The organism is Aeromonas sp. 19NY04SH05-1 (assembly GCF_040581895.1).
Taxonomy (GTDB): Bacteria; Pseudomonadota; Gammaproteobacteria; order Enterobacterales; family Aeromonadaceae; genus Aeromonas; species Aeromonas enteropelogenes.
Genome location: NZ_CP095328.1, coordinates 3,013,856 through 3,040,062, shown reverse-complemented (window position 1 = coordinate 3,040,062; position 26,207 = coordinate 3,013,856). Strand labels below are relative to the sequence as shown.

Genomic DNA, 26,207 nt, shown 5'->3' with positions numbered 1-26,207 from the left:
AAGGCCTAAGTCGCGTCGCCGTTACTGCTTGTAGTCCTTGAGGAAACGGGCGAGGCGGCCGATGGCGTCCTCCAGCTCCTCTTCCCGGGGCAGGAACACCAGGCGGAAGTGATCCGGCGCCGGCCAGTTGAAGCCGGTGCCTTGCACCAGCAAGAGCTTCTCCTGCTGCAACAGGTCGAACACCATCTTCTGGTCGTCGCGGATGTCGTACACCTTGGGGTCCAGGCGCGGGAACATGTAGAGCGCCCCCTTGGGCTTGACGCAGGAGACCCCGGGGATCTCGTTCAAGAGCTCCCAGGCCTTGTCGCGCTGGCGGCGCAGGCGGCCGCCCGGCAGGATCAGCTCGTTGATGCTCTGGTAGCCGCCAAGAGCGGTCTGAATGGCGTGCTGCATCGGCACGTTGGCGCACAGGCGCATGGAGGCCAGCATCTCCAGCCCCTCGATATAGCCGCGGGCGCGCCCCTTGGGCCCGGTAATGACCATCCAGCCCTGGCGGAAACCGCAGGCTCGGTAAGCCTTGGAGAGGCCATTGAAGGTGACCACCATGACGTCATCACACAGGGTGCAGACGCTGGTGTGGGAGATGTCGTCGTAGAGGATCTTGTCGTAGATCTCGTCGGCGAAGATGATGAGATTGTGCTGGCGGGCGATCTCGATCACTTCCAGCAAAAACTCGCTGCCGTAGACGGCGCCGGTCGGGTTGTTGGGGTTGATCAGCACCAGGCCGCGGGTGCGCGGAGTGATGCGGGCACGGATGTCATCGAGATCCGGATACCAGTCGGCCCCTTCGTCACAGCGGTAGTGCACCGCATGGCCACCGGAGAGGGTGACGGCCGCAGTCCACAGCGGGTAGTCGGGGGAGGGCACCAGCATCTCGTCGCCGTTGTTGAGCAACGCCTGCATCGCCATCACGATCAATTCGCTCGCGCCGTTGCCGATGTAGATGTCGTCGATATCGACCTTGCGCATCCCTTTTTGCTGGTAGTACTGCATCACCGCCTTGCGGGCCGAGAAGAGCCCCTTGGAATCGCAGTAGCCCTGGCTCTGGGGCATGTTGAGGATGACATCCTTGATGATCTCTTCCGGTGCATCAAAACCAAACGGCGCCGGGTTGCCGATGTTGAGCTTGAGGATGCGGTGTCCTTCGTCTTCGAGACGGCGAGCCTCTTTATGCACCGGGCCGCGGATGTCATAGCAGACATCGTCGAGCTTGTGCGACTTGTCGATAGTGAACATGGTGACTGTGATTCCTTCCCCGTGGGGACGCGTTGGCGAAAAAGGCGGTTTTTAGTATCAAATTTCCCTTCCCCTATTCTTCACAGAATTGAATGCTAGAACAATCTTCTTTTTAGTAGAAATCCCTGATTTTTAGCTCCAAAACAGGGTTATCAAAAAGTTAAATTCAGCATGATCGTTTGTGTGATATCGGGATCGCCAGTGAAAGATGATGGGTTGATTAACAAAGCTACCTGACTGTGTTGAAATTATCACGCTCTCTGGCACGATTGGCTTGCGGAAAAATTCGTCTTCCACTCCCCGTTTTTGACAGCAAACCGGCGGGATGGCGTGAGCCAGCCCATGCACGCCTGTGTCATCGTTTTATTTCGTTCAATCCCAGGAGGGATCTCCATGCATGCACCCGTACCCGGTCGTTATCGTCACTTCAAGGGGGGGCTTTATCAGGTCCTCACCCTGGCATTGCACACTGAAACCGGGGAGCAGCTGGTGATCTATCGCTCCGAGCAGGATGGCGAGGTCTATGCCCGTCCCGTGGCCATGTTCATGGAGTGGATTGAACATCAGGGAGAGGTGGTGAGCCGCTTCACACCGGTCGGGGAGTGAGGGGGAAGCGCGTCCCCGGAGGTGGGCAAGCAGTCTGATGGAGTCAAAATGGTCATAAGTTGTCGCATGAAACTTATCCTCATGAGGCCGACACTTCGCGGCACTACTGATAAATGCCTTATCTAATCAATGCTTTGTGATATGAGTCACAAATTTTGAACATCCCGGGCAGGGTTCGCATCCCGGATTCACACTCCCATAATGTCGCACCTGTTAAATCGTGGGCTCTGTACGGAGCTTTTTAGTGTCACTTTATGGGGAGAAATCGCGTGAGACCTGTTGCTGCCGAGTTTATTGGAACCTTCTGGCTGGTGCTGGGGGGATGTGGAAGCGCCGTATTGGCGGCGGCCTTTCCGGATGTCGGGATCGGTCTGCTGGGGGTCGCCCTGGCCTTCGGCCTGACGGTGTTGACCATGGCTTTTGCCATCGGCCATATCTCGGGTTGCCACCTCAACCCGGCGGTGACCGTGGGATTGTGGGCGGGTGGCCGTTTCCCGGCGACCGGGGTCTTGCCTTACATCGTGGCCCAGGTGCTGGGCGGCATTGTTGCAGCCGGCGTGCTCTATGTGATTGCCAGCGGCCAGGCCGGATTTGATCTCTCCGCCGGGTTTGCCTCCAACGGGTATGGCGAACACTCGCCGGGTGGCTACACCCTGACGGCAGCGCTGGTGTGCGAAGTGGTGATGACGGCTGTCTTCCTGTTCGTCATCATGGGGGCGACCGACAGCCGCGCGCCAGCCGGTTTTGCACCGATCGCCATCGGCCTGTGCCTGACCCTGATCCACCTCATCAGCATTCCGGTGACCAACACCTCGGTCAACCCGGCCCGCAGTACCGGTGTGGCGCTGTTTGTCGGCGACTGGGCGACCAGCCAACTGTGGCTGTTCTGGGTTGCGCCGATTGTCGGGGGCATTCTGGGGGCACTGGCCTATCGTCTGGTGGCTGACGAGCAGAAGTAAGCGCTCGCCATAACATGTGTGGTCTCGACACGCCTGCGGGCGTGTTTTTTGTTTTTGCAGGGTTGGTGAGAACGAGAAACGACGAGGACTAGAGCCCCTTGGCCTGCAGCATCTCTTTATAGCGCTGGTGCAACAGCTGGACGCGTTCTACATAGGCCCGGGTTTCGGCATAGGGGGGGATCCCGCCATGCTTTTGCACGGCGCCCGCGCCAGCGTTGTAGGCGGCCGTCGCGAGTGCCACGTTGCCATCGTACAGTTTGAGCAGCCCCGCCAGGTATTTCACCCCGCCAAAGATGTTCTGCTCCGCCAGCAAGGCGTTGCCAACCCCGAGCTCCCGCGCGGTGGCAGGCATCAGCTGGGTCAGCCCCATGGCCCCCTTGCGGGAGATGGCCAGCGGGTTGAAGGCGGATTCGGCATGGATCAGGGCACGGATCAGGGCTGGCTCCACCTGATAGGCCTTGGCGGCTGCCTTGATGGTGCTGGCATAGTCGTAGAGAAACAGTCCCGTGGTCTGCCAGTTGACGCGAGAGTCGGGATTGCAGGCGAAGCAGTCATTGAACAGCAGCAACTCATAATGGCCCTGCTCCGGGATCATGTCGGAGTAGCGGGTTACCCCGTTTTGCTGCACCGATTTATAGACATGGATCTGCTTGCTGCCGGCGGGAGGGGCCGGTTGGGGGGCGGGTTCCACTTGTGCGACGGGCTGTGGCTCGGAGGTCACAAAGACCACTTCTGCCGGGAGAGGTGTCTGGCTCCAGCCCGGGATGGGGATCAACAGTAGATGGCTCGCCAGCATCCATGCTTTCAAGTGCGTGCTCCTTGTCGTGTACAACTGCTTGAGTAAAGCATCATGGCCAGATCGGGACAAGCGCTGAACGGCAGGCCGGGGCCGATTGGGTGAGGAGGGTCACAGCCTGTGACACCGGATGGGGCAGAGGAGCGGCTTTGCCCGCACCGGTGCTTTTTTGTCGCTGGCAGGCGTGCTATCTTGCTGGGTCAATCTGGTCGGATTAGTCCACAATATCTGACATTACCAATTGATTAGCAAAGGATTTGTTTGTGACTCGCACGCCGGCAATGGAGCTTACCTTCGAAGAGTATTGCGACGCCGACCTCTCTCTTATCAGGGATTATTACGAAACGACCTTTTCCCACTATGTGCCGGATCTGGCCGAGCGGATCTTTGTCGTGCGTGATGCTCACTGGCTGGTGGGAGCGGTCAGGTTGCGGGACGAAGACGAGTTCTATCACCTGTGCGGGTTTCGCTTGCTGCCTCATTACCAGTCCCTGGGGCTGGGTTCGCGGCTGCTGCAGTATGCCTGCGACGGCCTGGCTGACAAGCCGGTGGTGTGCCAGGCACTGCCCTTCGAGAAACCCTTTTACCTCAAGGCCGGCTTTGTCGATATGCGGCTCGATCGTCTGAGAGGTGCCCTTCACTCCCTCTATGAGCGGCAGTTGCAGCAGGGTTATCAGGTGGAGTTGCTGGTGCGACAGAGCGCACCAGCAGAGATGGGCTGGTTAGCGGGGATTAGTCAGCAGGTGGATTTTGCCCGGTGACAGCTCCACCCCCAGCAGGTTCTCCTTGAGCCAGGCCTGCTGCGGATCCTTGTCGTCAAGCCGATAGACGGGCTGGGTCTCCAGGCGTTTTTCCATGCTCTGCAGCAGCATGCCGAGCATGAGTCCGAATTTTTGCTGGGCGGCTTCAGGCTCCAGCTTGTACTCCACCAGCTTCATATTGTCGAGAAACAGGGCACTCTGGCCCTTGTCGTAGCGGGGCCTCGCTTCGTAGGTCATCTGCAGGCTGGCGTCATATTCGGTGTTGTCCGGCAGCGCTATTTTCAGCTTCCCCTTGCCATAGACCCGGGCGGTATCGGGCTGCTGGCGTCCGATCTGGACGTCGCTCTGCTCCAGCAGTACATGGGCCTTGATGATGCCGGGCAGTTCCAGCTGTTTGTCGACCTTGACCTGGGATTGCAGGTACTGGTTTATCTGTTGTTCATTGATGTCATATGAGCCTTGACCTAGCATGGCCAGGCTGAGCAGCATAGATTGCAGGATCATGGATGAGACCTGATTGAATGGATGTGCCCTACAGCATACCATTCTGGCCTGATGGGGTCTGCCCACCGTTCTGTTTGTCGATTAGAAGAGGAGTTCCCGTTGTTTAACGGTCTGGAACACGATCTCCAACTGCTGTTTTCCCGTTTTCTGGGTTGGCTGCTGCTGTTATTTCACACCGTCATCGTGGCCGGTGTGTCGCTTAGGGTGGTGATGAAGCGCCGTCCCATCGGGGTGTCGCTGGCCTGGCTGGCTCTCATTTATGCCATCCCGTTTGCCGGGGTGGGGTTCTACGTCCTGTTTGGCGAGATCCGGCTCGGCCGTCGCCGCGCCGAGCGTGCCCAGGCCATGTACCGCCCTTATGCCATATGGATCCGTCAGTTGGCCCGCCTGTTTCCCCAGCACTGCTGCGAGGTGGGGGCCAAGGCCCAGCCGCTTCATGATCTGATCCAGGGCCGCCTGGCCATGCCCATGCTCTCCGGCAACCGCATGACCCTGCTCAACAAACCGGACTGGATCCTGCGGGAGATCGCCCAGGATATCCGCCGCTCTACGCTTTCCTGCTATCTGGAGTTCTATATCTGGCACCCTGGTGGCGATGCTGACATGGTGTGCGAGGCCCTGATGGAAGTGGCACAGCGCGGCGTGGATTGTCGTTTGTTGCTCGACTCGGTGGGCAGCTCGCAGTTTTTCCGCTCCCCCTGGCCCAAGAAGCTGCGCAAGGCGGGGGTCAAGCTGGTGGAGGTGTTGCCCGTCGGTGCCTGGCGCATTCCGTTCCAGCGCCAGGATCTGCGGATGCACCGCAAGCTGGTGGTGATCGACGACAGGGTTGGCTACACCGGCTCCATGAACATGGTGGATCCCCGTTTCTTCAAGCAGGATGCCGGGGTCGGCCAGTGGGTCGACATCATGATCCGGGTGCAGGGCCCCATGGTGCCCCTGATGTGGTCCATCTTCGTCTGGGACTGGGAGATGGAGACCGGCGAACGCCTGCTCGACAGCCTGCAGCACGAACCCGAAGCCTGGCCCCAGACTGATTATCGCGCCCAGCTGATCCCCTCCGGCCCCTTCGTCGGGGGAGACTGCATCCAGCAGAGCCTGCTACTGGCCATCTACCAAGCTCATAGTCACCTGGTGCTCACCACCCCCTATTTCGTACCGGACGATCCCCTGGCGGCGGCCCTCAGCTCGGCGGCAGCCCGTGGCGTGCAGGTGCAACTGGTGCTGCCGGCGCGCAACGACTCCATCATGGCCAATTACGCCTGCAACGCCTTCATGGAAGAGCTGCTGGAGGCGGGGGTGGAGATCTATCGCTACGACGCCGGCCTGCTCCACACCAAGAGTGTGCTGGTGGACGACGATTTCGCGCTGGTGGGCACGGTCAACCTGGATCGCCGCAGCCTCTGGCTCAACTTCGAAGTGACCCTGCTGGTGGACAATCCGGCCTTTGTCGCCCAGATGAACCAGCTGGTGCAGGGATATATGGCGGAAGCCACCCCTATGACCCTGGCCCAGTGGCGTGCCCGCCCCTGGTACAAGAAGGTGATGGAGAATATCTTCTATCTTTTCAGTCCCCTGCTGTGACCTGCATGACGAGCTCTGGCACGGGATTTCCGTTCATTGGGCTTGCCTGGTCGGGAGCTGGCCCCGTAGAGTGCAGTGACAATCCCTGGAGACTCATCAACATATGAAAAAAATAGTGGCCCTGGCCGTCGGCGCGGCACTGGTAGGTGGTGGTTTGGCGGCGTGCTGGTATACCGGCAACAGCTTCGATCGCCTCATGACGGAGCAGATTGCCAAGGTCAAGCATGACAGTGGCCTCGATCTGGCCTGGGTGCCTGGTAGCAGCAATCTGTTCACCCGGGACGGCGTGCTCAAGCTGGTGATCTCGCCCCAGGAGATGGCGGCGTTTGACGGTGGCATGGGGGGCGATCAGCCGCTGGAGCTGCAATTTACGGTCAACAGCCGCATCCTGCCGCTCTATATCAAAAGCCATGCCTTGATCGATACCCGGCAGGGGTCGCTGGCCCCTGTATTCAGCGCTCTCAAAATGGAGCAGTGGCAGTTCGGCATGGAGTCGTTGAGCAGCCTCTGGACCATGAGCAACAGCAGCCGTTTCTGGGCCAACGAGTTCAAGGTGAAACAGGGGCTGGATGAATTCAGTTTCCTGCCGCTCAATGGCGAGTATCACGGGGATCTGGACGGCAACGGCCATATCACCATGAGCTGGCAGGGGATGACGGTGCACGAAGAGCAGAACAAGCTCGATCTGGTGTTGGCAGACATGAAGGGGAGTGCCGATCTGGCCGAGATCAGCGGCATCCTGCTGGCGCCCCAGAGCGAGATGACCCTGGCGGCGCTGACGCTGCAATTGCCCGATAGCGCCAGGATTGCCCTGCAGGGGATGAGCACCCAGACCCAGATCAAGGGCAACGATGCCCAGACCCTCTCCAACACCTATCAGATGAAAATTGCAAAGCTCAATCTGGAGAACGAGTCCGATGCCCTGGCGGTGACTGACGCCTCGCTGGCAGTCAGCCTCAATGGCCTGGATCTGGAGGGCTACCAGGGGCTGCAGGCCGCCGGTGGCCAGGGGATCGACGAAGTGGCGGTCCAGCAGGCACTGGACAAGATGCTCAAACGTGGTGCCAGCCTAGAGCTGACGGATCTGAGTGCCAAGCTCAATGGCGAGCCCGTCACCATGAAGGGGGAGGCAACCCTGGCCCCGACCTCGCTGGAGCAACTGTTCAACAGCGAACAAGGAATACAGGCGCTGACCGGGGTGCTGCACGCCAGCCTTGGCGACAAGCTGGGCAAGGCGGTACCACAGCTGGCACCCATGCTTGATCAGCTGACCCTGATGGGTTATCTGAAGGCGCAGCCGCCTCACCTCAACGCCGAGCTCAAGCTCACCAAAGAGGGTGTGACGGTCAACGATCTGCCGCTCTGACATCGCCGTAATACAACAAAGGCTCCCAAGGGAGCCTTTGTTGTATTGGATGGGGTTACTTGAACACCACTGTCTTGTTGCCGTAGACGAACACCCGCTCATGCAAGACCAGCTCCAGGGCGCGGCTCAGTACCGACTTTTCCACATCCCGTCCGGCCTTGGCCATGTCATCGGCGGTGAAGGTGTGATCCACGTGGATCACGTCCTGCTCGACGATGGGGCCTTCATCCAGATCGTCGGTGACGAAATGGGCGGTGGCGCCGATCAGCTTGACTCCGCGATCAAATGCCTGGCGATAGGGGCGGGCACCAATGAAGGCGGGCAGGAAGGAGTGGTGGATGTTGATGAGTTTGCGCGGGTAGGCGGCGACGAAGCTTGGGGTCAGTACTCGCATGTACTTGGCCAGGATCACGTAATCGGGATCATAGCTGTCGATGATGGCGCGCACCTGCTCCTCGTGCTCGGTGCGGCTCAGCTCGTCGTGGCTGACGGTATGAAACGGGATATTGAACTTGCCGGTAAGCTCGGCCAGGGTGTCGTAGTTGCCGATGACGGCAACTATGTCCATGTCCAGCGCGCCGGCGTAGTTCTTCATCAGGATATCGCCGAGGCAGTGAGCCTCCTTGGTCACCAGGATGACGATGCGTTTCTTGCCAGCCTTGACCAGGCGGCGCAGGGCCCCAATCGGCAGGGCATCATCGAGGTCGGCCAGCAGGGTCTCGTCATTGAAACGCCCTTCCAGCTCGGTGCGCATGAAGAAACGGCCATTCTCGTGGTCAACGAACTCATCGTTCTTGATGATATTGAGCTGATGCTTGTAGCAGATGTTGGTGATCTTGGCGATGAGGCCCTTGGCGTCCGGGCAGTCCGTCAACAGTATTTTCTTTTCCATCTCTGTCATTTTCCGTTTGTGGTGTTGGCGCCTGTCGGGCTGCGCAGGCGGCGCGTTTTTTCAGGCACTATGCCACAAACAAATTGAGGCTATAAAGAAATTCGGCGGCTCGTCATGGTCTTCTGGGTCAGGGCGGTCTGAGTCTGTAACAGACGAGTCCTTCCATAGTCGGTTTTCGCGTTGACAGGGATTTGGGCTGGTATCTGCAACCGTTTTTCTTTAGGCTGTCCGGGCTTATTCTCAGGGCGGGGTGAAATTCCCCACCGGCGGTATCCCGATTGACTCGGGGAGCCCGCGAGCGCCCGATCCCGGTTTGACACCGGGTCGGGGTCAGCAGATCCGGTGAGATGCCGGAGCCGACGGTTACAGTCCGGATGAAAGAGGATAAGACAGACTATTGCAGGCAAGTCCCCCGCGGGCCAGCCGCTGCATGCCTATCTCTGTCTGCCTTTCCGTGCCCTGATTCTGGTCCTTGTCTTGTTTAGGAGTTTTACCATGAATCAGTCTCTACTCAGTGAATTCGGTGATCCCGTTGCCCGTGTCGAAGCAGCGCTCGAGGCCTTGCGTGCCGGTCGTGGCGTTCTGGTTGCCGACGATGAAGATCGGGAGAACGAGGGCGACCTCATTTTCGCCGCGCAGTCCATGACCAACGAACAGATGGCGCTGATGATCCGCGAGTGCTCCGGCATCGTTTGCCTCTGCCTGACCGATGAGCGGGTGCGCCAGCTCGAATTGCCCATGATGGTGGAGGCCAACTCCAGCCACTATCAGACCGCATTCACCGTCACCATCGAGGCGGCGCAAGGGGTCACCACAGGGGTTTCCGCCGCCGATCGCATCACCACCATCCGCGCCGCCATTGCCGATGGCGCCAAGCCGGGGGATCTGCATCGCCCGGGCCATGTTTTCCCGCTGCGGGCCCGCACCGGCGGGGTCTTGACCCGTCGTGGTCACACCGAGGCGACGGTCGATCTGATGCAGCTCGCCGGGCTCAAACCGTTCGGCGTATTGTGTGAGTTGACTCGGGAGGATGGCTCCATGGCGCGGCTGCCGGATCTGGTCACTTTTGGTCGCAAGCATCAGATGCCGGTCTTGACCATCGAGGATTTGGTGCAATATCGCCAATTGTTGTCAGAACAAACCGCCTGAGGCTCATACGAAATTGTAATAAGGGAAGTTTTTGGTTAGTCTTTGTGCGTACCCCGGTTACGTGACACTCATTTTTGGTCGATTCTGGGTAAAAAATGCTCGGTCGAAAAAAAATGAGGGTTTTAATGCATTTATCTGTGCCGGGGGCTATGCAAAGTATGATTTTTTTGTGCCATAATCACGCCGCTTGCTAAACGTCTGGCGAGTTCAAGGGAGCTTTAAAAATGAAAAAATTGTTGTTGGTAGGTGTTGTTGGTCTGTCCGCTCTGCTGGGTGGTTGCGCTAACACCAGCGAACTGGAAACCTCCGTTCAGAATCTGTCTAACAAAGTTGACCAGCTGGCTCAAGATGTTAGCGCAGTTCGTGCTGATCAGTCCAAGATCGCTGCTGATGTTGCTGAAGCCAAGCAAGAAGCTATGCGTGCTAACCAGCGCATCGACAACATGGCTACTTCCTACAAGAAGTAATCCATGCAAAAAAATGGCGCAGCAATGCGCCATTTTTTTATGTCTGAAATTCACCAATTTTTTACCTGACGTTCACTTCCTGACCCATGAGGTCATGCCGGTTTCCCGGCACTCCCCCACGTAATTCCACACGTTATTTCGCGTCTCTCAATAGAGCAGGCTGTAGAGTTTGCGACGATAGTTTTGCGCCGCCGGCGTACTGCCCATGGTCGCCAGAATATCGAGATAGGTTTTTCTGGCATCGCCAAACGCCAGATCCCGCTTGAGAATGCTCAACAGCAGCCCCAGCGCCTCTTCCTGACGTCCCGCCTGGTTGTATTGCACCGCCAGATCCTGAGCCAGGGCAAAATCATCCGGATGTTCGGCGTAGCGCGCCTCCAGTGCCCGCAGCTCAGGGCTGTCGGCAGCTTGCAGTGCCAGGGCAAGCCGTGAACTCAGGGCATGGTAGTGAGCATCCTGCGCCACCATGGGGATCTGACCGAGGCGTTCCTGCGCTTCATCCAGCAGATTGAGGTCGAGCGCCGCCTGAATGAGCCACAGGCTGATATCGTGACGTTCAGGGGCCAGCTGGTGGGCCTTGCCAAGATGGGTATAGGCGATGCTGGGCTGCTCGTCGGCCAGCGCCTGCTGGGCCTTGGCCAGCAGCTCTTCCTCCTCCTTGGGGGCGAAGGCGGCAAAGAACTGGCGCAGGGTAGCTTCATCCTGCGGGCCTTCGATGATCGCCTGTTCGTCGGGGCGGCCTTGATGGAACAGCACCAGGGCGGGCAGGGCGCGCAGCCCGAGCTGGCTGGCCAGCGGCTGCAGCTGGGGATCGTTCATGTCCACTTTGGCTAGGGTCACCTGCGGGTTGGCAGGGCCGACCAGAGATTCGACCAGCGGGGTCATTCCCTGGCATTCCGGCATCTGCGGCGCATGGAAGTAGATGACGACCGGCTTCTTCATGGAGGCATCGATCAGTTCGGCGTGAAAATTCTGGGGAGTAATGTCGACGATCATGAGTTGGACTCTTCAGAGAGGGTGTTGAACAAGATGGGGCTGATGGCATGGCAATTCAAGCGTTCATCCAGCCGGTAGCAGTGAACCAGGGAATGGCTGGCCGCAATGCTCAACCAGCCGCTGGCAAATGGCCAGTCCTGCACCTGGTAGCACGTGTTATCCAGCCGGTTGTCGAGACGCCACCCCTCTTCCGGGAGGAAACAGATCTTCTCAAGCCCGGCGGCGATGCCGCCACCATGGGCTTTGAGCACTGCTTCCTTGCGTGACCAGAGCCGATAAAAGGCACTCTCCTGCTGAGTGTCTGGCAGCTGACTGAGCCAGCTGTATTCGCTCTTGGCATAGAAGCGCCGGGCAAGGGGCAGGGGACTGCGGCGGCGCATGCCCAGCTCGAGATCGACCCCGAGCGGCCCCTGCGCGCTCAGGGCCAGCACCAGCCAGGGACCGCTGTGGCTGAGGTTGAAATGCCAGGCATCATCCTGCAGCCGTGGCTTGCCATGCTCCCCCTGGCCAAAGTGCAATTCACTGGCCGGTTGCTGCAGCCGTTCGGCCAGAAGCTGGCGCAACAGGCCCCGGCTGACCAGGTACTCCTGGCGCCGCGCCGGCAGCGTTATCGAGTGCCAGATCTCTCTCTCTTCTGCGGATAACAGGGTGGTCAGCCGGGTGAGCTGGGCTTCATGGATGTCTGCCGGTCTTAACAAAAAAAGATCCGTGGCGGTCATAATTTTTCACTTTAAAAAGGGGCTGAAACAGGGATAAAAGTCAGTTTTCTATGAGGCCCGAGGCCATTTCGGGGATTGTATATTGTTTGTTCATGATCACATTAATTATGAAAAACAACGCATTTACTTGCAAAAATGTGACCTCGATAGGGATTTTCACTTGCCTCGATAGAATTCTTGGATATAGTCGAGTGCTGTTGCCTTATGAATTGCCCTTTGGGGCCGTATTTTAACAAGATTTACGCTTTTACGGGGATAAAGGATTGCGCCACCTGATGCTACTGCTGGTCGCGCTCGGTATGGTGGGTTGTGCTTCGGCACCCCAGCCCGAGGTCGCGAGCAAGATTGAAGTTGCCATGATGGAACCCGTTGTCGAACCGGAACCGTCGCAAACACCGGATGTGAACGAAATTCTGACCGTGTACAAAGAGTGGCGCGGTACGCCCTACCGTTATGGTGGCACCACTGAACGTGGTATCGATTGCTCGGCGTTCACCCGCGAAGTATTCCGCAATGCCATCGGCATCGAATTGCCCCGGGATACCCGCTCCCAGGTTCATGAAGGCGCTCGCGTCGCCAAGCAGGATCTGGTCGAAGGGGACTTGGTCTTCTTCAAGATCAATCGTCGACTCAATCATGTCGGCATCTATGTAGGCAATGGCGAGTTCATCCACGCCTCCACCCGAGCCGGGGTAACGCGCTCCAAGCTCGACAGTGCCTACTGGCGCAGCAAGTTCTGGCAAGCACGCCGGATCGATATCTGAGTCAGGCTGGACAAACGGCTCGCGGTACGGACTGTTTTTCCAACCTCACTTGAACCGGGCTCTCGCAGCCCGGTTTTTTATGGCCATCATTTAGACTTTACCGCCTCAAGTCACTATAGTGTGGCCCCCGTTTTTCCTCGGCAGACCCAATATGACATCGCACAGTGACCGCAAATCCGGACTCCATCCCCGCAACCGTCATCAGGAGGGTTACGACCTTGAGGCACTCTGTCTGGTGACTCCCGAGCTGGCAGCCCATGTGTTCACCAACGACTATGGCAAACGCACCATCGACTTTGCCGATCCGTTGGCCGTCAAGGCGCTGAACAAGGCGCTGCTGGCACGTCACTATGGCATTGCTCATTGGGATCTGCCCGCCGGTTATCTTTGCCCGCCCATCCCGGGGCGCGTCGACTATCTGCATCGAGTGGCGGATCTTCTGGCCGAGAGTGCAGGGGAGGTGCCCACCGGCAAACAGGTACGGGTGCTGGATATCGGGGTCGGTGCGAACTGCATTTATCCACTGCTGGGGGCTCGAGAGTATGGCTGGCGCTTCGTGGGGGCGGATATCGATCCCGTATCGGTCAAGGCAGCGACCCTGCTGGCCGCCAGCAATGGCCTCGGCAAACAGATCGAATGTCGCCTGCAGACCAATGCCAGGCAGGTTTTTCGCGGCATCATTGGGCCCAGGGAGCAGTTTTCGCTGACCCTTTGCAACCCGCCGTTTCACGCCTCGCTGGAGGAGGCGTGCAAGGGAACCGAGCGCAAGCTGCGCAATCTGGGCAAAGGAGAGGCGGGCAAGCCGGTGCTCAATTTCGGCGGTCAGAAGGCCGAGCTCTGGTGCGAGGGAGGCGAGGCGGCCTTTCTGGCCAACATGATTGGTCAAAGCAGGGAGTTTGCCGGCCAGTGCCTCTGGTTCAGCTCCCTGGTTTCGAAGAAAGAGAACCTGCCTGCGGCGAAAAAAGCGTTGGATCGGGTCGGCGCCGTCGACGTGCGGGTCATCGACATGGCACAGGGGAACAAGATCAGCCGGGTATTGGCCTGGACGTTCCTCGACAAGGCCGCTCGAACAGCCTGGTGGTCCAGAACCCGATGAGTTGTTTTTCACAAGGCCCGGCAGGGCCTTTTTTGATGACTTTTTTGGTTGTTTTTTAGCTAAATCAAGGCGTTTTGCCATCCGAACCCAGCTTGGCAGATTATCTTTATTTAGGGTCTGTAAGTAGTCACTTTCGCCTTGGTACAGTTGTACGCCGAGATTTTTTTGCACTTTCACCTGTAACTTTAATAAAATAGGACTGGTTAGACCTCTTATAGGCATTGAATCGAATAGGGATCGGTAGATGAAAGTTGTCGATTTTCTGAAGCACAAGCGCGAAATTTTGGCGCAGCACCCCTTTGAGCTCAAGGATTGGCTCTCTCCGGCGATCCGCGACTACTGGCGTGAGTTTCAGCAAAAGGCACACCTGCATCCTTTGCTGGGGCGCGTGCTCGACCCTCACGGTGAAACCCAGCACGGCCAGCAGCAAGAGTCCGTCGCCGTCGCCCAGGTTGCCAATGGCCAGCCTGCCATGGTGCAGGAGCCGGCCATCGAGCTGGACGAGGCCGCTGCCGCACTCTATGCCGAGTTGCAGGGCCGTATCGGTGAAGAGACTCACGTCGGTGAATGGCTCCATGTCAGCCAGCAGATGATCGATCAGTTTGCTGCGGTGACGGGGGATCACCAGTGGATCCACACCAATCCCGAGCGTGCCGCCGCCGAGTCGCCCTTCAAGACCACCATCGCCCACGGCTTCCTGACTTTGGCCTTGCTGCCGCAGTTGACCGGTTCGGTCGACGAGAGCACTCCCGAGTTTCCCACCGCTCGCATGGTGGTGAACTTTGGTCTCGACCAGGTGCGTTTCCCCTATCCCATCAAGGTGGAGAGCAATATTCGTGCGCGCACCAAACTGGCCCGCGTCACCCCCATCAAGGGCGGGCTGGAGCTGCTCAAGGAGATCAAGGTGGAGATCGAAGGGATCCGCCGTCCCGGCTGCGTCATCGAGTCGGTAACCCGCATCTATTTTTAATCACGTCTTCGCAGTGAATCGTTGAACGGGCCCGCTTTGTCGGGTCCGTTTTTGTATCCAGCGAAGAGAGGGTGGTCTGCCCATGACAGCCAGTGTCATGAACAGCTTGATATGACTCACAAAACCGGTGTCGTCGCAGTTAGCCAGCTCTCATTTTGATAAGACGGCGAACTGATGAGATAGCATTTTATGCCACTATTGAATCCTTGCTCCCTATCCTGGAGAAAATAGTGCCAATTAATCACAAGATTATTCTGCCTGTGCTGCTCAGCCTGTTTATCCTGCTGATCCCGACCCATTGGATCCCGTTGGAGGGGATCACAGTGGTGGAGCAGCGGGTTGTCGCCATCTTCGTGCTGGCCGCACTGTGCTGGATCCTCGAGCCTATCCCCATCTTCGCCACCTCGGTCCTGATCATAGTGCTGGAGCTGCTGCTGCTCTCTGACAAGGGGCTCTGGTTCATGACGGCCGACAAGGGCGAGACCGGCTTTGGCACCTTGCTGACCTCGACCGAGATCATGGCTACCTTTGCCTCCCCGGTCATCATGCTGTTTCTCGGTGGCTTCTTTTTGGCCATCGCCGCGACCAAATATCATCTGGACGTGAATCTGGCCCGGGTGCTGCTGCGCCCCTTCGGGCGCAATCCGCGTGTCGTCATGCTGGGTCTCATGCTGATCACCGCGACCTTCTCCATGTTCATGAGCAATACCGCGACCACGGCCATGATGCTGGCGATCCTGGCGCCTGTATTGGCGGTGTTTCCCGACAAGGATCCCGCCAAGATCGGGTTTGTGCTGGCGATTCCCCTGGCGGCCAACCTGGGGGGGATAGGCACACCAATTGGCACGCCCCCCAACGCCGTAGCTCTCAAGTACCTGACCGGTGAGCATGCCATCTCCTTTGGTCAGTGGATGGGATTTGCGGTGCCCTTCGTGGTGTTGTTATTGCTGCTGGGCTGGTTCCTGCTTGGGCGTTTCTATCCCAGCCAGCTCAAGCAGATGGATCTCAAGATTGAGGGGCGCTTCATGCAAACGCCCCGGGCCTGGGTGGTTTACCTCACTTTTATCCTCACCATAGTGCTGTGGCTGATGGGCGACCTGCACGGCATGAGCTCCTATGTGGTCGCCATGATCCCGGTGGCGGTATTCCTCACCACGGGCATCATCACCAAGGAGGATTTGCACAGGATCTCTCTGGACGTGTTGTGGCTGGTATCGGGCGGTATCGCGCTGGGTCTGGCGCTGGAGGATTCCGGATTGGCGGAGCGGCTGATCACCCATATCCCGTTCCATGAATACTCTACTTTGGTGGTGCTGGTAGGGGCCTGTCTGCTGGCGGTAGTGATGGCCAACTTCATGTCCAATACGGCGACGGCCAACCTGCTGTTGCCACTGGTGGCGGCGCTGGCCGTCAGCATGCCGGGACTGGCCGAGTGGGGGGGCAGCCACACCCTGATCCTGGCAGTCACCATTTCGGTATCCCTTGGCATGTCCTTGCCGATCAGTACGCCCCCCAATGCGCTGGCCCACGCGACCGGTCTGGTGGAGAGCCACCAGATGGTGCGGATCGGCGTCATCATGGGGTTGGTTGGCACTGTTCTGGCCATGGTGTGGATCTACCAGATTGCCGCCTGGGGTCTGATTTGAACCCGGGTCATGCAATAGTAAAGGGGAGCCATCACGGCTCCCCTTCTTTATATGGCTGTATTTGACAGTCGCTTGCCTAGAAACTGGCACCCAGGCTGATCAGGTGGCGGATCTCGCTCTCCTTGAGGCTTTGCTCTACCCCCTCATACCGGATCTCCCCATCCTGCCAGTCGAGCTCACTTGACCAGGAGAGGCGGATATTGTCGTTGAGGTAGTAACGTAATCCTATGCTGCCATTGATATCCTGCTCCAGGGTGACATAGGGGGACGGCTGTGACAGATATTTCAAATAAGTCCCCTTGCTGAACAGTTCTAACTGCTGTTGCCAGAGCGAGAATGGCTGACGGTAATCCCAGCCCAGGCTACCGATGGGGTAGCTGATGATGCGGGAATCAAACAGGCGCAGGCCTGTCCAGCTGCCGTCGCGAAAATAGGTGCGCTGTATGCCCGCCTGGGCAATCAGTTCGAGCCGCCTGCGCTTGTCGTTCCAGAAACGGTAACCGGGGCCCGAGCTGAAGTCCAATTGGAGGTAGTTCTCATCCAGCATGTCGTACTCGGCATTGAGGGAGTTGCGGACAAACCAGTGATTGTTGAAGAAAAAGTCCAGGGTCGGGTTGAGTTTATAGTCGTGACTGTTGGTCTCGCCATTGGCGGTTTCGTAGTTGTACTCCCCTGATAGGCTGTAACGCCAGTCGAGGTTGGCGACCTCCGTCTTGCCCTTGATGTTGATGTCGTTGGTGCGGGTCTCGTTCTCCTTGAGCTTGATATTGAGATCGCCATTACCGGTCCAGAGCCAGGCATTGCGCTCATCCTCATCCCCCTGAAATAGCGGTATGCCCCCCTTGGCCGTGGCCCTGGGTTTGTCCTGCTTCTCCAGCCGCCAGCGTTTGACTGCTTCCCGTTTGATCGTCACGGCCTGGCTATAGGGCAGGGCGATGCGCACCGACTCATCGGTGATCTCCTCTATGGTTCCGGTCAGGCGATCGCCGTTGCGCATCCAGAGAATGTCCTTGGCCCATGAGGGAGGGCTTGCCAGCATGAACAGGAGGAGCAGGTATCTCATGAGCGATGATGACTCCGGTACTTAGCCGCTGATGGGTCGGGGCAGCCCGTTCTTGCTGTCCAGTGCGGCGGTGACATCGGCCTGAGTGACCTCGGGCGCGCTGATAAATTGCTCGATGGCTGGTGACAGAACCAGAGGGGCGCCATTTTCGAGTTCTTCCTCGGTACGGGACAGGGGCGAGTGCACCTCCAGCCAGCGCCGGCCATCGGGTTCGATGGCGACCTTTACCGGCTGGTTGATGACCCGTACCGGTGTGCCGACAGGCACTATCTTGAACAGCGACTCTATGTCATCCGGACGCAGACGGATGCAGCCGGCGCTGACCCGCAAACCGACGCCAAACTCCTTGTTAGTGCCGTGGATCAGATAATCCCGGTTGCCATAGCCCAGCCGCATGGCGAATTTGCCAAGGGGGTTTTCAGGGCCGGGGGGAACGACCGCCGGCAGGGAGATCCCTTTTTGTTCCAGCCAGGACTTGCGCACCATGGGGCCGGGCACCCAGGTCGGGTTCGGCTTTTTCTCTATGATGGTGGTCGTCATCTCCGGGGTTTCACGGCCGACATCGCCAATCCCGATGGGCAGCACGATCACCTCGTCCTTCCCCTTGGGGAAGTAGTAGAGACGCAGCTCGGGCAGGTTGATGACTATGCCCTCCCGGGGCACATCGGGCAGCAGCATCTGGGTGGGCAGGGTCAGCCGGGTGCCCGGGGTGGGCAGATAGGGATCAACACCCGGGTTGGCCTCAAGCAGTGCCAAAAAACCGGTGTGGGTATTTTTCCCGACCAGTTCCAGATGATCGTTGGGTTGGACTATGTAGTCTTCCAGCTCGCCGATGAGACGGCTGTTGGCGGGCGGGAGAGGGTAGGTCTGGGCTAACACCTGAGTGGTGCAGAGCATGGTCATGGTCAGCAGGAAGGAGAGAGCAGATTTTATCGGCATGAGGCTTTCCATCAATTCACGTCTTTATATCGGGGCGGACATGTCGTCATTTCGCCAAGGAGGGACGCCGATTGTTCCTGAATCGGCCGAGGATTTCCAGTCTGCCTACCGGGTTACATGCTGCAGAGGGTGCGTAACCGGCCTGAACGCGGTCATTTCTGTCATGTTGCCGGCAATATGAAGACAAAATGGGTTTTCGTCCGGAACACTCCGAGAGGAAACCAGGCGCTCCTTTTATGTTCAGTTGTTTGATATTAAAGATATTTTTATTGCATTCTCCGGGCACCTTGGGTAAAAACTCTCCTCACGGAGAGATGCCGGAGTGGCCGAACGGGATTGACTCGAAATCAATTGTGGTAGCAATACCACCCAGGGTTCGAATCCCTGTCTCTCCGCCACATCTCAAGCCCACGCCAATGCGTGGGCTTTTTCATTGGGCGCTTGCCCCACCCGGCTCCTGGTCGTTTTTTCCCTGAGAAGGGAGGATTCCCGAGCGCTTAAGGTTTGGGCAGCCAGTCGTCGATTGCCGCCACCATCTGATCGGGTGTCAGCTGGCGGGTCATTCGCCCCCGCAGCACATGTCGATGGGCGAAGGATTTGGCGCCACGGGCCATCACCTTGGCCTTGAGTGCCTCGATGTGCTCTTCACCGAGGTGGCTGTTGTAGGTGTTGAACAGCACCACATCCTTGCCATCGAAACGGTTGTGCTCGACGAAGGCCCAGATAGGCGGCGCCGGGCTGTAGAGCCAGACCGGGGAGCCGAGCCACACAGTATCGAACGGAGTCAGATCGAGGGTGCGCGGCACGATATCGGGCAGTGCCTCTGGTGCATGCTTCAATGCGTTCGCATCGCCGAGGGCCTGCACCAATCCCCCGGGGCCGAGCCGATAGGCGGGGGCATCCAGCGCAAAGAGCCGGGCCCCGAGCCGATTTGCCAGGTGGCGGGCGGCCAGCGCCGTATTGTCCGAGCGGGAGAAATAGACCACCGCCGTGCGGGGGCTCGCCACCTGCTGACTCTCTGCCTCCAGCCCTGCAAGCTCATGTGCCTGCCGACGCTCGATAAAAGAGACCGCCAGCAGCACGACCACCACGGTGGCGGCCAGCGCACCAAGGGTGATAAAAACCCAGCTCATCATCCTTGACCTCACGTTACATAAAATACGGCTTGTCGCCGTCGCTGCCGGGTTGGTGGATGCCAAGGTTCTCCCCCAGATGCAGTTCGGGCGAGACCAGGATCCGGGTGATGAGATCCCCCACGCTCCTGCGCGACACCACTGTGCCCTGGAAGGGCTGGCCCTTGGCGGTCAGCTCGTAATCCACTTCATCCTCATCGGTCAGCCAGGCCGGGCGCAAGATGGTGTAATCCAGCCCCGATGCCTCGATGGCGTCTGCCGCGCGTCGGTAGGGTTTAAGCTCCTCGCCGATGATCCCGCGATTCCACTGGCCGAACTTGCCGGGCACTTCGTCGTAGATCCCGAGGGACAGCACGAAGACCAGGCGCTTCACTCCGGCGGCCTGCATGGCGGTGATGACCGCCTGGGCCTGTTTGTCCAGGTTGTCGCCACTGAGGTTGGCGTAGACGATCTCTTGTCCTGCCATCGCCTCCTTGAGCAGCGGCTTGTCCTGCACGCTGCCGATCACCACTTTGGCGTTGGCCGGCTCACGGCCGTTCAACTTCTTTGGGTCGCGCAGCAGCAGGGTCTGGCGGATGTCGCCCTGCCCGGCGAGCCCCTTGACCACCCACCGGGCTATCTGGCCGCTGGCGCCGAGGATCAGTACGTTTCGCATATCGGTTTACCTTGTCGCTTGAATGGGTGGGGATGCCCCCACCGCGGGATCACAGGGTGCGCTGGAAGAAGGGCACGAGGCTTGCCATGGCGATGGCCACCGGCTCGGCTTTGTCGTAGAGGTCGTAATGGGACCAGCCTTCGGCCACGACCATGTGCTTGTCGGTGGAGGCGGCGCGGCCGTAGATCTCCCAGCCATCCCGATAGGCGCCAAAGCCGCCCGCCTTGTCGCCGATGACCACCATCAGCGGCTGGGTCAGCAGTACCTCGACATGGAGGAAGGCATCCCATCCCATGGCGGCGCCGGTGAAGGACATCAGCTGGCGAGTTGCGCCATGGGGCTGCTGACCGCGCGCCGTCTTGTAGTACTCGGTGGCCTCCAGCACGTCGATGTCGGTGATGCCTGCCGCGGTGGCCGCCGCCACCGACGCCGGCAGCAGATCGGCGGGTTCCGTAGCGCTCCCTTGTGCCTGCGCCGTGCGCATCCGGGCGATGCTCTGGGCCAGCTCAAGAGGCTTGAACTGGGCGAAGCCTTCGCGGATCAGGCGGCCATAGTTGACCCCTGTGATGGAGGCCAGCGCCTTGAGGCGGTGATCCGTGATGCCCGCATGGATGGTGTAGGCGCCGCCGCCGCACACGCCGATGGCGCCGATGCGATCGCTGTCCACATAAGAGAGGGATTGCAGGTAGTCCACCGCGAAGCGGATGTCGGAGACCCGAATGGCCGGATCCTCGATAAAGCGCGGCTCACCGCCGCTGGCACCCTGGAAACTGGCGTCGGGTACCAGCACCACGAACCCCGCCGCAGCCAACCCCTTGGCGTAGACATTGCCGGCGGTCTGCTCCTTGCAGCTGCCGATGGGGTGGGTGCTGACGATGGCCGGGTAGCGCTTTTGCTCGTCGAAATCGGGCGGCAGGTAGAGGTCGGCCGCCGTCTGCCAGCCCAGGTTCTGATAGGTCAGGTTCAATACATGGCTCATGATGAAGCTCCTCGATAAGCGAGAGGGGCCTCCCCCTCTCGCGGGCCGATTAGTTCAGGGTTCGCAGGAAGAAGGGGGCCAGCTTGGCGACGGCCTCGTCGACATAGCGGGGCACGTCGTAGAGGGACATATGGTTGGCCCCCTCCACCACATGCAGGGTCTTGTCAGTGCTCGCGGCGCGCGCCAGCAGGTCGTCGCTCATCCACTTGCTGCCGGCCACACTGCCAGCCACCGCCAGGATCGGCTGGGTCAGGAAGGCCTCGGCCTTGTGATAGGCGTCGTAGGTGATGATCTGGTTCAGGTTGCGGGTCAGCGCAAAGCCCGGCGCATTGGGGTGCTCGCAGCGCGGGGTGTGGTAGTACTCCCAGGCTTCGCGCAGCTCCTCGTTGGGAGCATCCTCTTCACGCAGGGGCGCCAAGGGGATGGTGGCGTAGCCGCTGCCGGTCGCATCTGCGGTGCGCGCCTGGGAGCCGAAGTCCAGATAGCCCATGGCATCGGCATCCTTGACGCTGCTGTCCCAGCCATTGCGGAACATCTGGCCGATGTTGACCGCGCTGACCATGCCGAGCGCCTTGATGCGGCGATCCTGGATGGCGGCATTGGCGCTGTAGCCGGCACCGGCGCAGATGCCCATGGCCCCGATCCTGTTCTCATCGACATAGGGCAGCGTGGTCAGGTAGTCCACCACGGCGCTGACATCCTCGCTGCTGACATGGGGATTCTCCAGCTGGCGCGGCTCTCCCGAGCTCTCGCCCTGATAGGAGCGGTCAAAGGCGATGGCGATGAGGCCCTGCTCGGCCAGCTTGCTGGCGTACAGGCCCGCGGTCTGCTCCTTCACCCCGCCGCCGGGGTGGGAAACCACGACCGCCGGGTACTGCTTGCGCTCATCAAAATGCGGCGGGAAGTGAACGATGGCGGCCATAGTGATGCCTTGGCCGTTGCGATTGGGGAAGGTGACGTGGGACATGGTCGGGCTCTCCGTTAGGTTCAGGGGTGTCATGCTTGACGCGAGTTCGAGCTAATAGTAGTAAGTCTATTGAGCTAGATATACGCACCTATCAAGACATGACTGATTAGCCAGGCTAAACAAATGCCCATAGAACCTTCACTCGTCGCGTCACTGACGTGGTTTGCCCACATCGCCCGCCACCGCAGCTTCACCAAGGCCGCCACCGAGATGGGGGTGACCCGCGCCGCCCTCTCCCAACACCTGAAGGGGCTGGAGCAGCAACTGCAGGTACGGCTGCTCAACCGCACCACCCGCGACATGTCGCTGACCGAGGAGGGGTGGCGCCTGCTGGACGTGCTGCAACCCTCCCTCACGGCCATCGAGCGGGTGGTGAGCGAGCTCAATGATTCTCATCTTGAGCCCTCGGGCCTTATTCGCATCAACAGCTCGCGCATCGCCGCCAGGCTGCTGATCGAGCCCCACATGGGAGAATTTCTGGCGCGCTATCCCAAGCTGCGTCTGGAGCTGGTGATGGCGGACGGGTTTTCCAACATCATCGCCGACGGGACGGATGCCGGCATTCGCCTGGGAGAGAGCCTGGATGAACACGTGGTGGCGGTGCCCATCACCCCGCCTTTGACCATGGCGATTGTCGGCTCACCCGACTATTTCAGGCAGCATGGCACGCCGCAGACCCCGGGCGACCTCACCCGGCACAACTGCCTGGCCTACCGCTTCACCTCCAGCAACACCATAGACCGCTGGTCGTTTACCTCCCCCGATAAAGAGCAACACACCCAGATCGTCGATCCCAAGGGCAACGCCGTGTTCAACGACGACGACAGCATGCTGCAGGCGGCCCTGCAGGGGGTGGGGCTGGTCAAACACCTGGATCTGCGGGTGCGCCAGCACCTGAGTGATGGCTCACTGGTGCGGGTGCTCGCCCCCTGGTGCCCCCCCTTCCCGGGGTTTTATCTCTATGTGCCATCGCGGGCCCAGATGCCGGCCAAGATCCGGGCGCTGATGGACTTTCTGGTGGAGAAGCGGGAAGGGATTGCCAGGTAGCGTGCGCAAGAGCTTGCTTGGTGAAATGTCTCCGCCACATTCCAAACCCGATCTGTTTAAGGAGTGGGCTTTTTTATTTGATTGTCTTGGTCTTTCTTCCTGTATCGGTCGTTGCATGCCAATCCCGCCGGGCGCTTGTGAGCGTTTGCTACCCATAGTCCCGCTTCCTGCGATTGGTTCATGTTGTCTACATGCCCGCTTCCGTAACTGGCTGTAGGCATCCTCTCGACCTATCCCTTGTGTGACGCAATTTCCCATGACTCATCGGATGCACTTCACAGTTGGGATGGAAAAACAGGCGTCACTCGGTGACGGTTCTTTTTCATCAGTGGGGGTCTCCGGGGGCGCAGGAAAAGTCACGGAAGCAGTTCATTGACCCTTGTGTATCTATGACGGTGACAGCACCACGATTGTCCTGAGGTGTGAGGAGGACACTCGCATCATGGTGATTTGGGCTGCTGGCATCAACGCGGAAAGCGTGCACCTGTGCCGGTGCAATATTGCGAGTGGCTAAATTATCGCCATTACAGTGAATCGTTCTGAACTGCGCAATGTATTGCGTATTTACCAGATTTAAAAACTGGATGGGCAACGATTGACGATGTATTGAGTGAGATAAAGCAAAAAATTGCTTGTCGTTGCATAGTGATTAGCGTGAATTATTTGTAAATCATTGATAATTAATGATTTTTATAGGTGGCATGGACGCTGCTAACAGATTCGCTCGAGTGCTATCTCATTTCACTAATCTATCAGGAGCATATCCATGCCAACTCCATGTTATATCAGCATCGAAGGTAAAACCCAGGGCAACATCACCGCGGGTGCCTTCACCTCTGACTCCGTCGGCAACATCTTCGTGCAAGGCCACGAAGACGAGATGCTGGTACAAGAGTTCCAGCACGTCGTGACCGTACCGACCGACCCGCAATCCGGCCAGCCGGCTGGCCAGCGTGTCCACAAGCCGTTCAAGTTCACCGTGGCCCTGAACAAAGCGGTTCCGCTCATGTACAATGCCCTGGCTTCCGGTGAAATGCTGCCCAAAGTGACCCTGAAGTGGTATCGCACCTCCGTCGAGGGCAAGCAGGAGCACTTCTTCTCTACCGTGCTGACCGATGCCACCATCGTGGATATCGACTGCCAGATGCCGCACTGCCAGGATCCGGCGAAGTCTGACTTCACCCAGCTGATCCAGGTCTCCATGGCATACCGCAAGATTGACTGGGAACACACCGTTGCCGGTACTTCTGGTGCTGACGACTGGCGTGCTCCGATCGAGGCGTAAGCTGATGTTCAAGGGCACTGCTTGCGGTGCCCTTTTGCTCTTGGAACCACCGAAATCAGAGGTGCAATGCTGCCTCGCCGATTACCCTCCATTGCATCCGATTTCCCTCGCCCGCGATTTTTCTTATGCCTGTCTGCGCTTCGTGTGCAGGCATAAGAAAAATGGGGTCGCATCTTGCCGCTCGCCGTCAACGATGTGCGGTAGCCATGGTGTCAATGCCATCGGGACGATTGCGACTCTCTCGCACGGTTTCAACGACCCCGTCATCCGGGGCAACACACTTTCTTGAGGGCTCTCACCGATGGCAGACAGCACAGGATTACAATTTACCGTCAAGGTGGGGTCGCTGCCCGAGGGAACCTTCGTGGTGGCCGAGTTTGCCCTAGAAGAAGGGCTGAACGACCCGTTCCAGCTGCGCCTTGAGTTGGCGAGTCCCCAGCCGGACATCGACTTTGCCGCCGTGCTGGACCAGCCGTGCGAGTTGCTGGTGTGGTATAACGGCGAGCTGCAGCGCCGGGTATGCGGGGTGGTCAGTGATTTTGCCCAGGGGGATAGTGGTTTTCGCCGCACTCGCTACCAGCTGCTGGTGCAACCGGCCCTGTGGCGGCTGTCGCTGCGTCACAACTCGCGCATCTTCCAGGCGCAAAAGCCAGATGAAATCCTCAGCATCCTGTTGCAGGAACACGGCATTACCGACTATGCCTTTGCCCTCAAAAATGAACATGCCCAGCGCGAGTATTGTGTCCAGTATCGCGAGACCGACCTCGATTTCTTGAATCGCCTCGCCGCCGAAGAGGGGATGTTCTACTTCTTTGAGTTTGAGCAAGGCAAACACCGTCTCGTGTTTGCCGACGACGCGGCTGCATTAACTGCCGGCCCCGAGCTGTTCTTCAACCTTGGCAACCGCTCGTTGGAGCAAGGCGCCTATGTGCGCCAGTTCCACTATCGCGAGGCGGTGCGCCCCTCGGATGTGGAGCTCAAGGACTACAGCTTCAAGACCCCGGCCTATGGGCTCTCCCACAAGAAACTGGGGGCCGAGCTTGAGCATCAGCGTCAGAGCTACCAGCACTTCGACTACCCGGGCCGCTACAAGCAGGACCCGAGCGGCAAGGCGTTTGCCCAGCATAGGCTGGATGCCCTGCGCAATGATGCGGTGACAGGCCAAGGCAAATCCAACAGCGCGGCCCTGCTGCCGGGGCAGTATTTCTCCCTGACCGAGCACCCGAACGCCAACCTCAACAGCGATTGGCAAATCGTGCATATCCGTCACACCGGCCAACAGCCGCAGGCGCTGGAAGAGGAGGGGGGCAGCGGCCCGACCGTCTACCACAACGAATTTGGCGTGGTGAAGGCGAGCACCACCTGGCGGGCCCGTATTGGCAGCCCGCAAGCACCGCACAAACCCATGGTGGATGGCCCGCAGATTGCCATGGTGGTGGGCCCCGAGGGCGAAGAGATTTATTGCGACGAGCACGGCCGGGTCAAGCTGCAATTCCCGTGGGACCGCTATGGCAGTTCCAATGACCAGAGCTCCTGCTGGGTGCGGGTGAGCCAGGGCTGGGCGGGTGGCCAATACGGCATGATGGCGATTCCGCGCATCGGTCATGAGGTCCGGGAATTCAGATAATAAG

General features: G+C 59.0%; 25 protein-coding genes, 1 tRNA gene, 1 pseudogene and 1 riboswitch. Of the genes and pseudogenes, 15 read left to right on the top strand and 12 right to left on the bottom strand.

What is annotated here, in order from left to right:
* Positions 1–21: 21 nt before the first annotated feature.
* Complete coding sequence (locus MRK42_RS13860) at positions 22–1,236, bottom strand: pyridoxal phosphate-dependent aminotransferase (RefSeq protein WP_042072799.1); 1,215 nt, start codon at positions 1,234–1,236, stop codon at positions 22–24.
* A gap of 393 nt (positions 1,237–1,629) precedes the next feature.
* Between MRK42_RS13860 and MRK42_RS13855 the strand changes: the two genes are divergently transcribed.
* Both MRK42_RS13855 and aqpZ read left to right on the top strand, forming a co-directional pair.
* Positions 1,630–1,842 carry a DUF1653 domain-containing protein gene (locus tag MRK42_RS13855; RefSeq protein ID WP_042072798.1) on the top strand — a complete coding sequence of 71 codons (213 nt, stop codon included), beginning with the start codon at positions 1,630–1,632 and terminating at the stop codon, positions 1,840–1,842.
* A gap of 269 nt (positions 1,843–2,111) precedes the next feature.
* The gene (gene aqpZ / locus MRK42_RS13850) at positions 2,112–2,801 is read left to right on the top strand and encodes an aquaporin Z (protein ID WP_338610586.1); all 690 of its coding nucleotides are present in this window, start codon (positions 2,112–2,114) and stop codon (positions 2,799–2,801) included.
* Between the two features lie 88 nt (positions 2,802–2,889).
* On the opposite strand, the gene MRK42_RS13845 is transcribed toward aqpZ, so the two are convergent.
* Positions 2,890–3,597: a lytic transglycosylase domain-containing protein gene (locus MRK42_RS13845; RefSeq protein WP_042072792.1), complete on the bottom strand. Its 708-nt coding sequence runs from the start codon at positions 3,595–3,597 to the stop codon at positions 2,890–2,892.
* Between the two features lie 281 nt (positions 3,598–3,878).
* Between MRK42_RS13845 and MRK42_RS13840 the strand changes: the two genes are divergently transcribed.
* Complete coding sequence (locus tag MRK42_RS13840; RefSeq protein ID WP_042027413.1) at positions 3,879–4,358, top strand: GNAT family N-acetyltransferase; 480 nt, start codon at positions 3,879–3,881, stop codon at positions 4,356–4,358.
* Here MRK42_RS13840 and MRK42_RS13835 read toward each other — a convergent pair.
* On the bottom strand, positions 4,320–4,862 hold the full coding sequence (locus MRK42_RS13835; RefSeq protein ID WP_042027410.1) for a DUF1439 domain-containing protein: 543 nt from the start codon (positions 4,860–4,862) through the stop codon (positions 4,320–4,322). The two genes, MRK42_RS13840 and MRK42_RS13835, sit on opposite strands and share 39 nt — an antisense overlap.
* 99 nt (positions 4,863–4,961) lie before the next feature.
* On the opposite strand from MRK42_RS13835, the gene cls reads away from it, so the two are divergent.
* Together cls and MRK42_RS13825 are read left to right on the top strand one after the other, a co-directional pair.
* A complete protein-coding gene (gene cls / locus MRK42_RS13830) occupies positions 4,962–6,443 on the top strand; it encodes a cardiolipin synthase (RefSeq protein ID WP_042072789.1) in 1,482 nt (493 codons plus the stop codon).
* 103 nt (positions 6,444–6,546) lie between these two features.
* Positions 6,547–7,809: a DUF945 family protein gene (locus tag MRK42_RS13825; protein ID WP_338610582.1), complete on the top strand. Its 1,263-nt coding sequence runs from the start codon at positions 6,547–6,549 to the stop codon at positions 7,807–7,809.
* Between the two features lie 55 nt (positions 7,810–7,864).
* Here the strand turns inward: MRK42_RS13825 and purU are convergent, their stop codons facing one another.
* Positions 7,865–8,701, bottom strand: coding sequence for a formyltetrahydrofolate deformylase (gene purU / locus MRK42_RS13820; protein WP_338610580.1), 837 nt, complete (start codon positions 8,699–8,701; stop codon positions 7,865–7,867).
* 232 nt (positions 8,702–8,933) lie between these two features.
* A riboswitch (FMN riboswitch) is annotated at positions 8,934–9,091 on the top strand.
* A gap of 105 nt (positions 9,092–9,196) precedes the next feature.
* On the opposite strand from purU, the gene ribB reads away from it, so the two are divergent.
* Both ribB and MRK42_RS13810 read left to right on the top strand, forming a co-directional pair.
* Positions 9,197–9,850, top strand: a complete 654-nt coding sequence (ribB, locus tag MRK42_RS13815; RefSeq protein WP_042027402.1) for a 3,4-dihydroxy-2-butanone-4-phosphate synthase — start codon at positions 9,197–9,199, stop codon at positions 9,848–9,850.
* 224 nt (positions 9,851–10,074) lie between these two features.
* Positions 10,075–10,317, top strand: a complete 243-nt coding sequence (locus tag MRK42_RS13810; protein WP_005334342.1) for an Lpp/OprI family alanine-zipper lipoprotein — start codon at positions 10,075–10,077, stop codon at positions 10,315–10,317.
* A gap of 147 nt (positions 10,318–10,464) precedes the next feature.
* Here MRK42_RS13810 and MRK42_RS13805 read toward each other — a convergent pair whose 3' ends face one another.
* The gene (locus tag MRK42_RS13805; RefSeq protein WP_338610576.1) at positions 10,465–11,313 is read right to left on the bottom strand and encodes a tetratricopeptide repeat protein; all 849 of its coding nucleotides are present in this window, start codon (positions 11,311–11,313) and stop codon (positions 10,465–10,467) included.
* The gene (locus MRK42_RS13800; protein ID WP_268855897.1) at positions 11,310–12,032 is read right to left on the bottom strand and encodes a 4'-phosphopantetheinyl transferase superfamily protein; all 723 of its coding nucleotides are present in this window, start codon (positions 12,030–12,032) and stop codon (positions 11,310–11,312) included. The genes MRK42_RS13805 and MRK42_RS13800 overlap by 4 nt, the downstream gene beginning before the upstream one ends.
* 275 nt (positions 12,033–12,307) lie before the next feature.
* On the opposite strand from MRK42_RS13800, the gene MRK42_RS13795 reads away from it, so the two are divergent.
* The 4 genes from MRK42_RS13795 to MRK42_RS13780 all read left to right on the top strand — a co-directional run bounded on the left by MRK42_RS13795 (position 12,308) and on the right by MRK42_RS13780 (position 16,508).
* Entirely contained in the window at positions 12,308–12,796 is a 489-nt protein-coding gene (locus MRK42_RS13795) for an NlpC/P60 family protein (RefSeq protein ID WP_042027399.1), read from the top strand.
* 151 nt (positions 12,797–12,947) lie between these two features.
* Entirely contained in the window at positions 12,948–13,892 is a 945-nt protein-coding gene (rlmF, locus tag MRK42_RS13790) for a 23S rRNA (adenine(1618)-N(6))-methyltransferase RlmF (RefSeq protein ID WP_338610573.1), read from the top strand.
* Positions 13,893–14,136: 244 nt separating this feature from the next.
* A complete protein-coding gene (locus tag MRK42_RS13785; RefSeq protein WP_042027394.1) occupies positions 14,137–14,862 on the top strand; it encodes a MaoC family dehydratase in 726 nt (241 codons plus the stop codon).
* Between the two features lie 230 nt (positions 14,863–15,092).
* Positions 15,093–16,508, top strand: coding sequence for a DASS family sodium-coupled anion symporter (locus MRK42_RS13780; protein ID WP_042027393.1), 1,416 nt, complete (start codon positions 15,093–15,095; stop codon positions 16,506–16,508).
* 76 nt (positions 16,509–16,584) lie between these two features.
* Here the strand turns inward: MRK42_RS13780 and MRK42_RS13775 are convergent, their stop codons facing one another.
* Together MRK42_RS13775 and MRK42_RS13770 are read right to left on the bottom strand one after the other, a co-directional pair.
* Positions 16,585–17,571, bottom strand: coding sequence for a DUF481 domain-containing protein (locus MRK42_RS13775; RefSeq protein ID WP_026457253.1), 987 nt, complete (start codon positions 17,569–17,571; stop codon positions 16,585–16,587).
* A 21-nt stretch (positions 17,572–17,592) separates the two neighbouring features.
* Positions 17,593–18,474, bottom strand: coding sequence for a L,D-transpeptidase family protein (locus tag MRK42_RS13770; RefSeq protein WP_224212280.1), 882 nt, complete (start codon positions 18,472–18,474; stop codon positions 17,593–17,595).
* A 344-nt stretch (positions 18,475–18,818) separates the two neighbouring features.
* On the opposite strand from MRK42_RS13770, the gene MRK42_RS13765 reads away from it, so the two are divergent.
* A tRNA-Ser gene (locus MRK42_RS13765) sits at positions 18,819–18,908 on the top strand.
* A 99-nt stretch (positions 18,909–19,007) separates the two neighbouring features.
* Here MRK42_RS13765 and MRK42_RS13760 read toward each other — a convergent pair.
* From MRK42_RS13760 to MRK42_RS13745, 4 genes are read right to left on the bottom strand one after another with little or no spacing between them, the layout of a single operon-like run.
* Positions 19,008–19,646, bottom strand: coding sequence for a hypothetical protein (locus tag MRK42_RS13760; protein WP_342010016.1), 639 nt, complete (start codon positions 19,644–19,646; stop codon positions 19,008–19,010).
* 13 nt (positions 19,647–19,659) lie between these two features.
* Entirely contained in the window at positions 19,660–20,298 is a 639-nt protein-coding gene (locus MRK42_RS13755) for an SDR family oxidoreductase (protein ID WP_342010015.1), read from the bottom strand.
* Between the two features lie 49 nt (positions 20,299–20,347).
* Complete coding sequence (locus MRK42_RS13750) at positions 20,348–21,277, bottom strand: alpha/beta hydrolase (RefSeq protein WP_342010014.1); 930 nt, start codon at positions 21,275–21,277, stop codon at positions 20,348–20,350.
* 49 nt (positions 21,278–21,326) lie between these two features.
* Complete coding sequence (locus MRK42_RS13745) at positions 21,327–22,244, bottom strand: alpha/beta hydrolase (protein WP_354688321.1); 918 nt, start codon at positions 22,242–22,244, stop codon at positions 21,327–21,329.
* A 123-nt stretch (positions 22,245–22,367) separates the two neighbouring features.
* Between MRK42_RS13745 and MRK42_RS13740 the strand changes: the two genes are divergently transcribed.
* The 3 genes and pseudogenes from MRK42_RS13740 to tssI all read left to right on the top strand — a co-directional run.
* Entirely contained in the window at positions 22,368–23,291 is a 924-nt protein-coding gene (locus MRK42_RS13740; RefSeq protein WP_354688320.1) for a LysR family transcriptional regulator, read from the top strand.
* A 766-nt stretch (positions 23,292–24,057) separates the two neighbouring features.
* Entirely contained in the window at positions 24,058–24,576 is a 519-nt protein-coding gene (gene hcp1 / locus MRK42_RS13735; RefSeq protein WP_010634242.1) for a type VI secretion system effector Hcp1, read from the top strand.
* Positions 24,577–24,877: 301 nt separating this feature from the next.
* Positions 24,878–26,188, top strand: a pseudogene (gene tssI / locus MRK42_RS13730) (type VI secretion system tip protein TssI/VgrG); the annotation flags it as partial.
* Between the last annotated feature and the right edge of the window lie 19 nt (positions 26,189–26,207).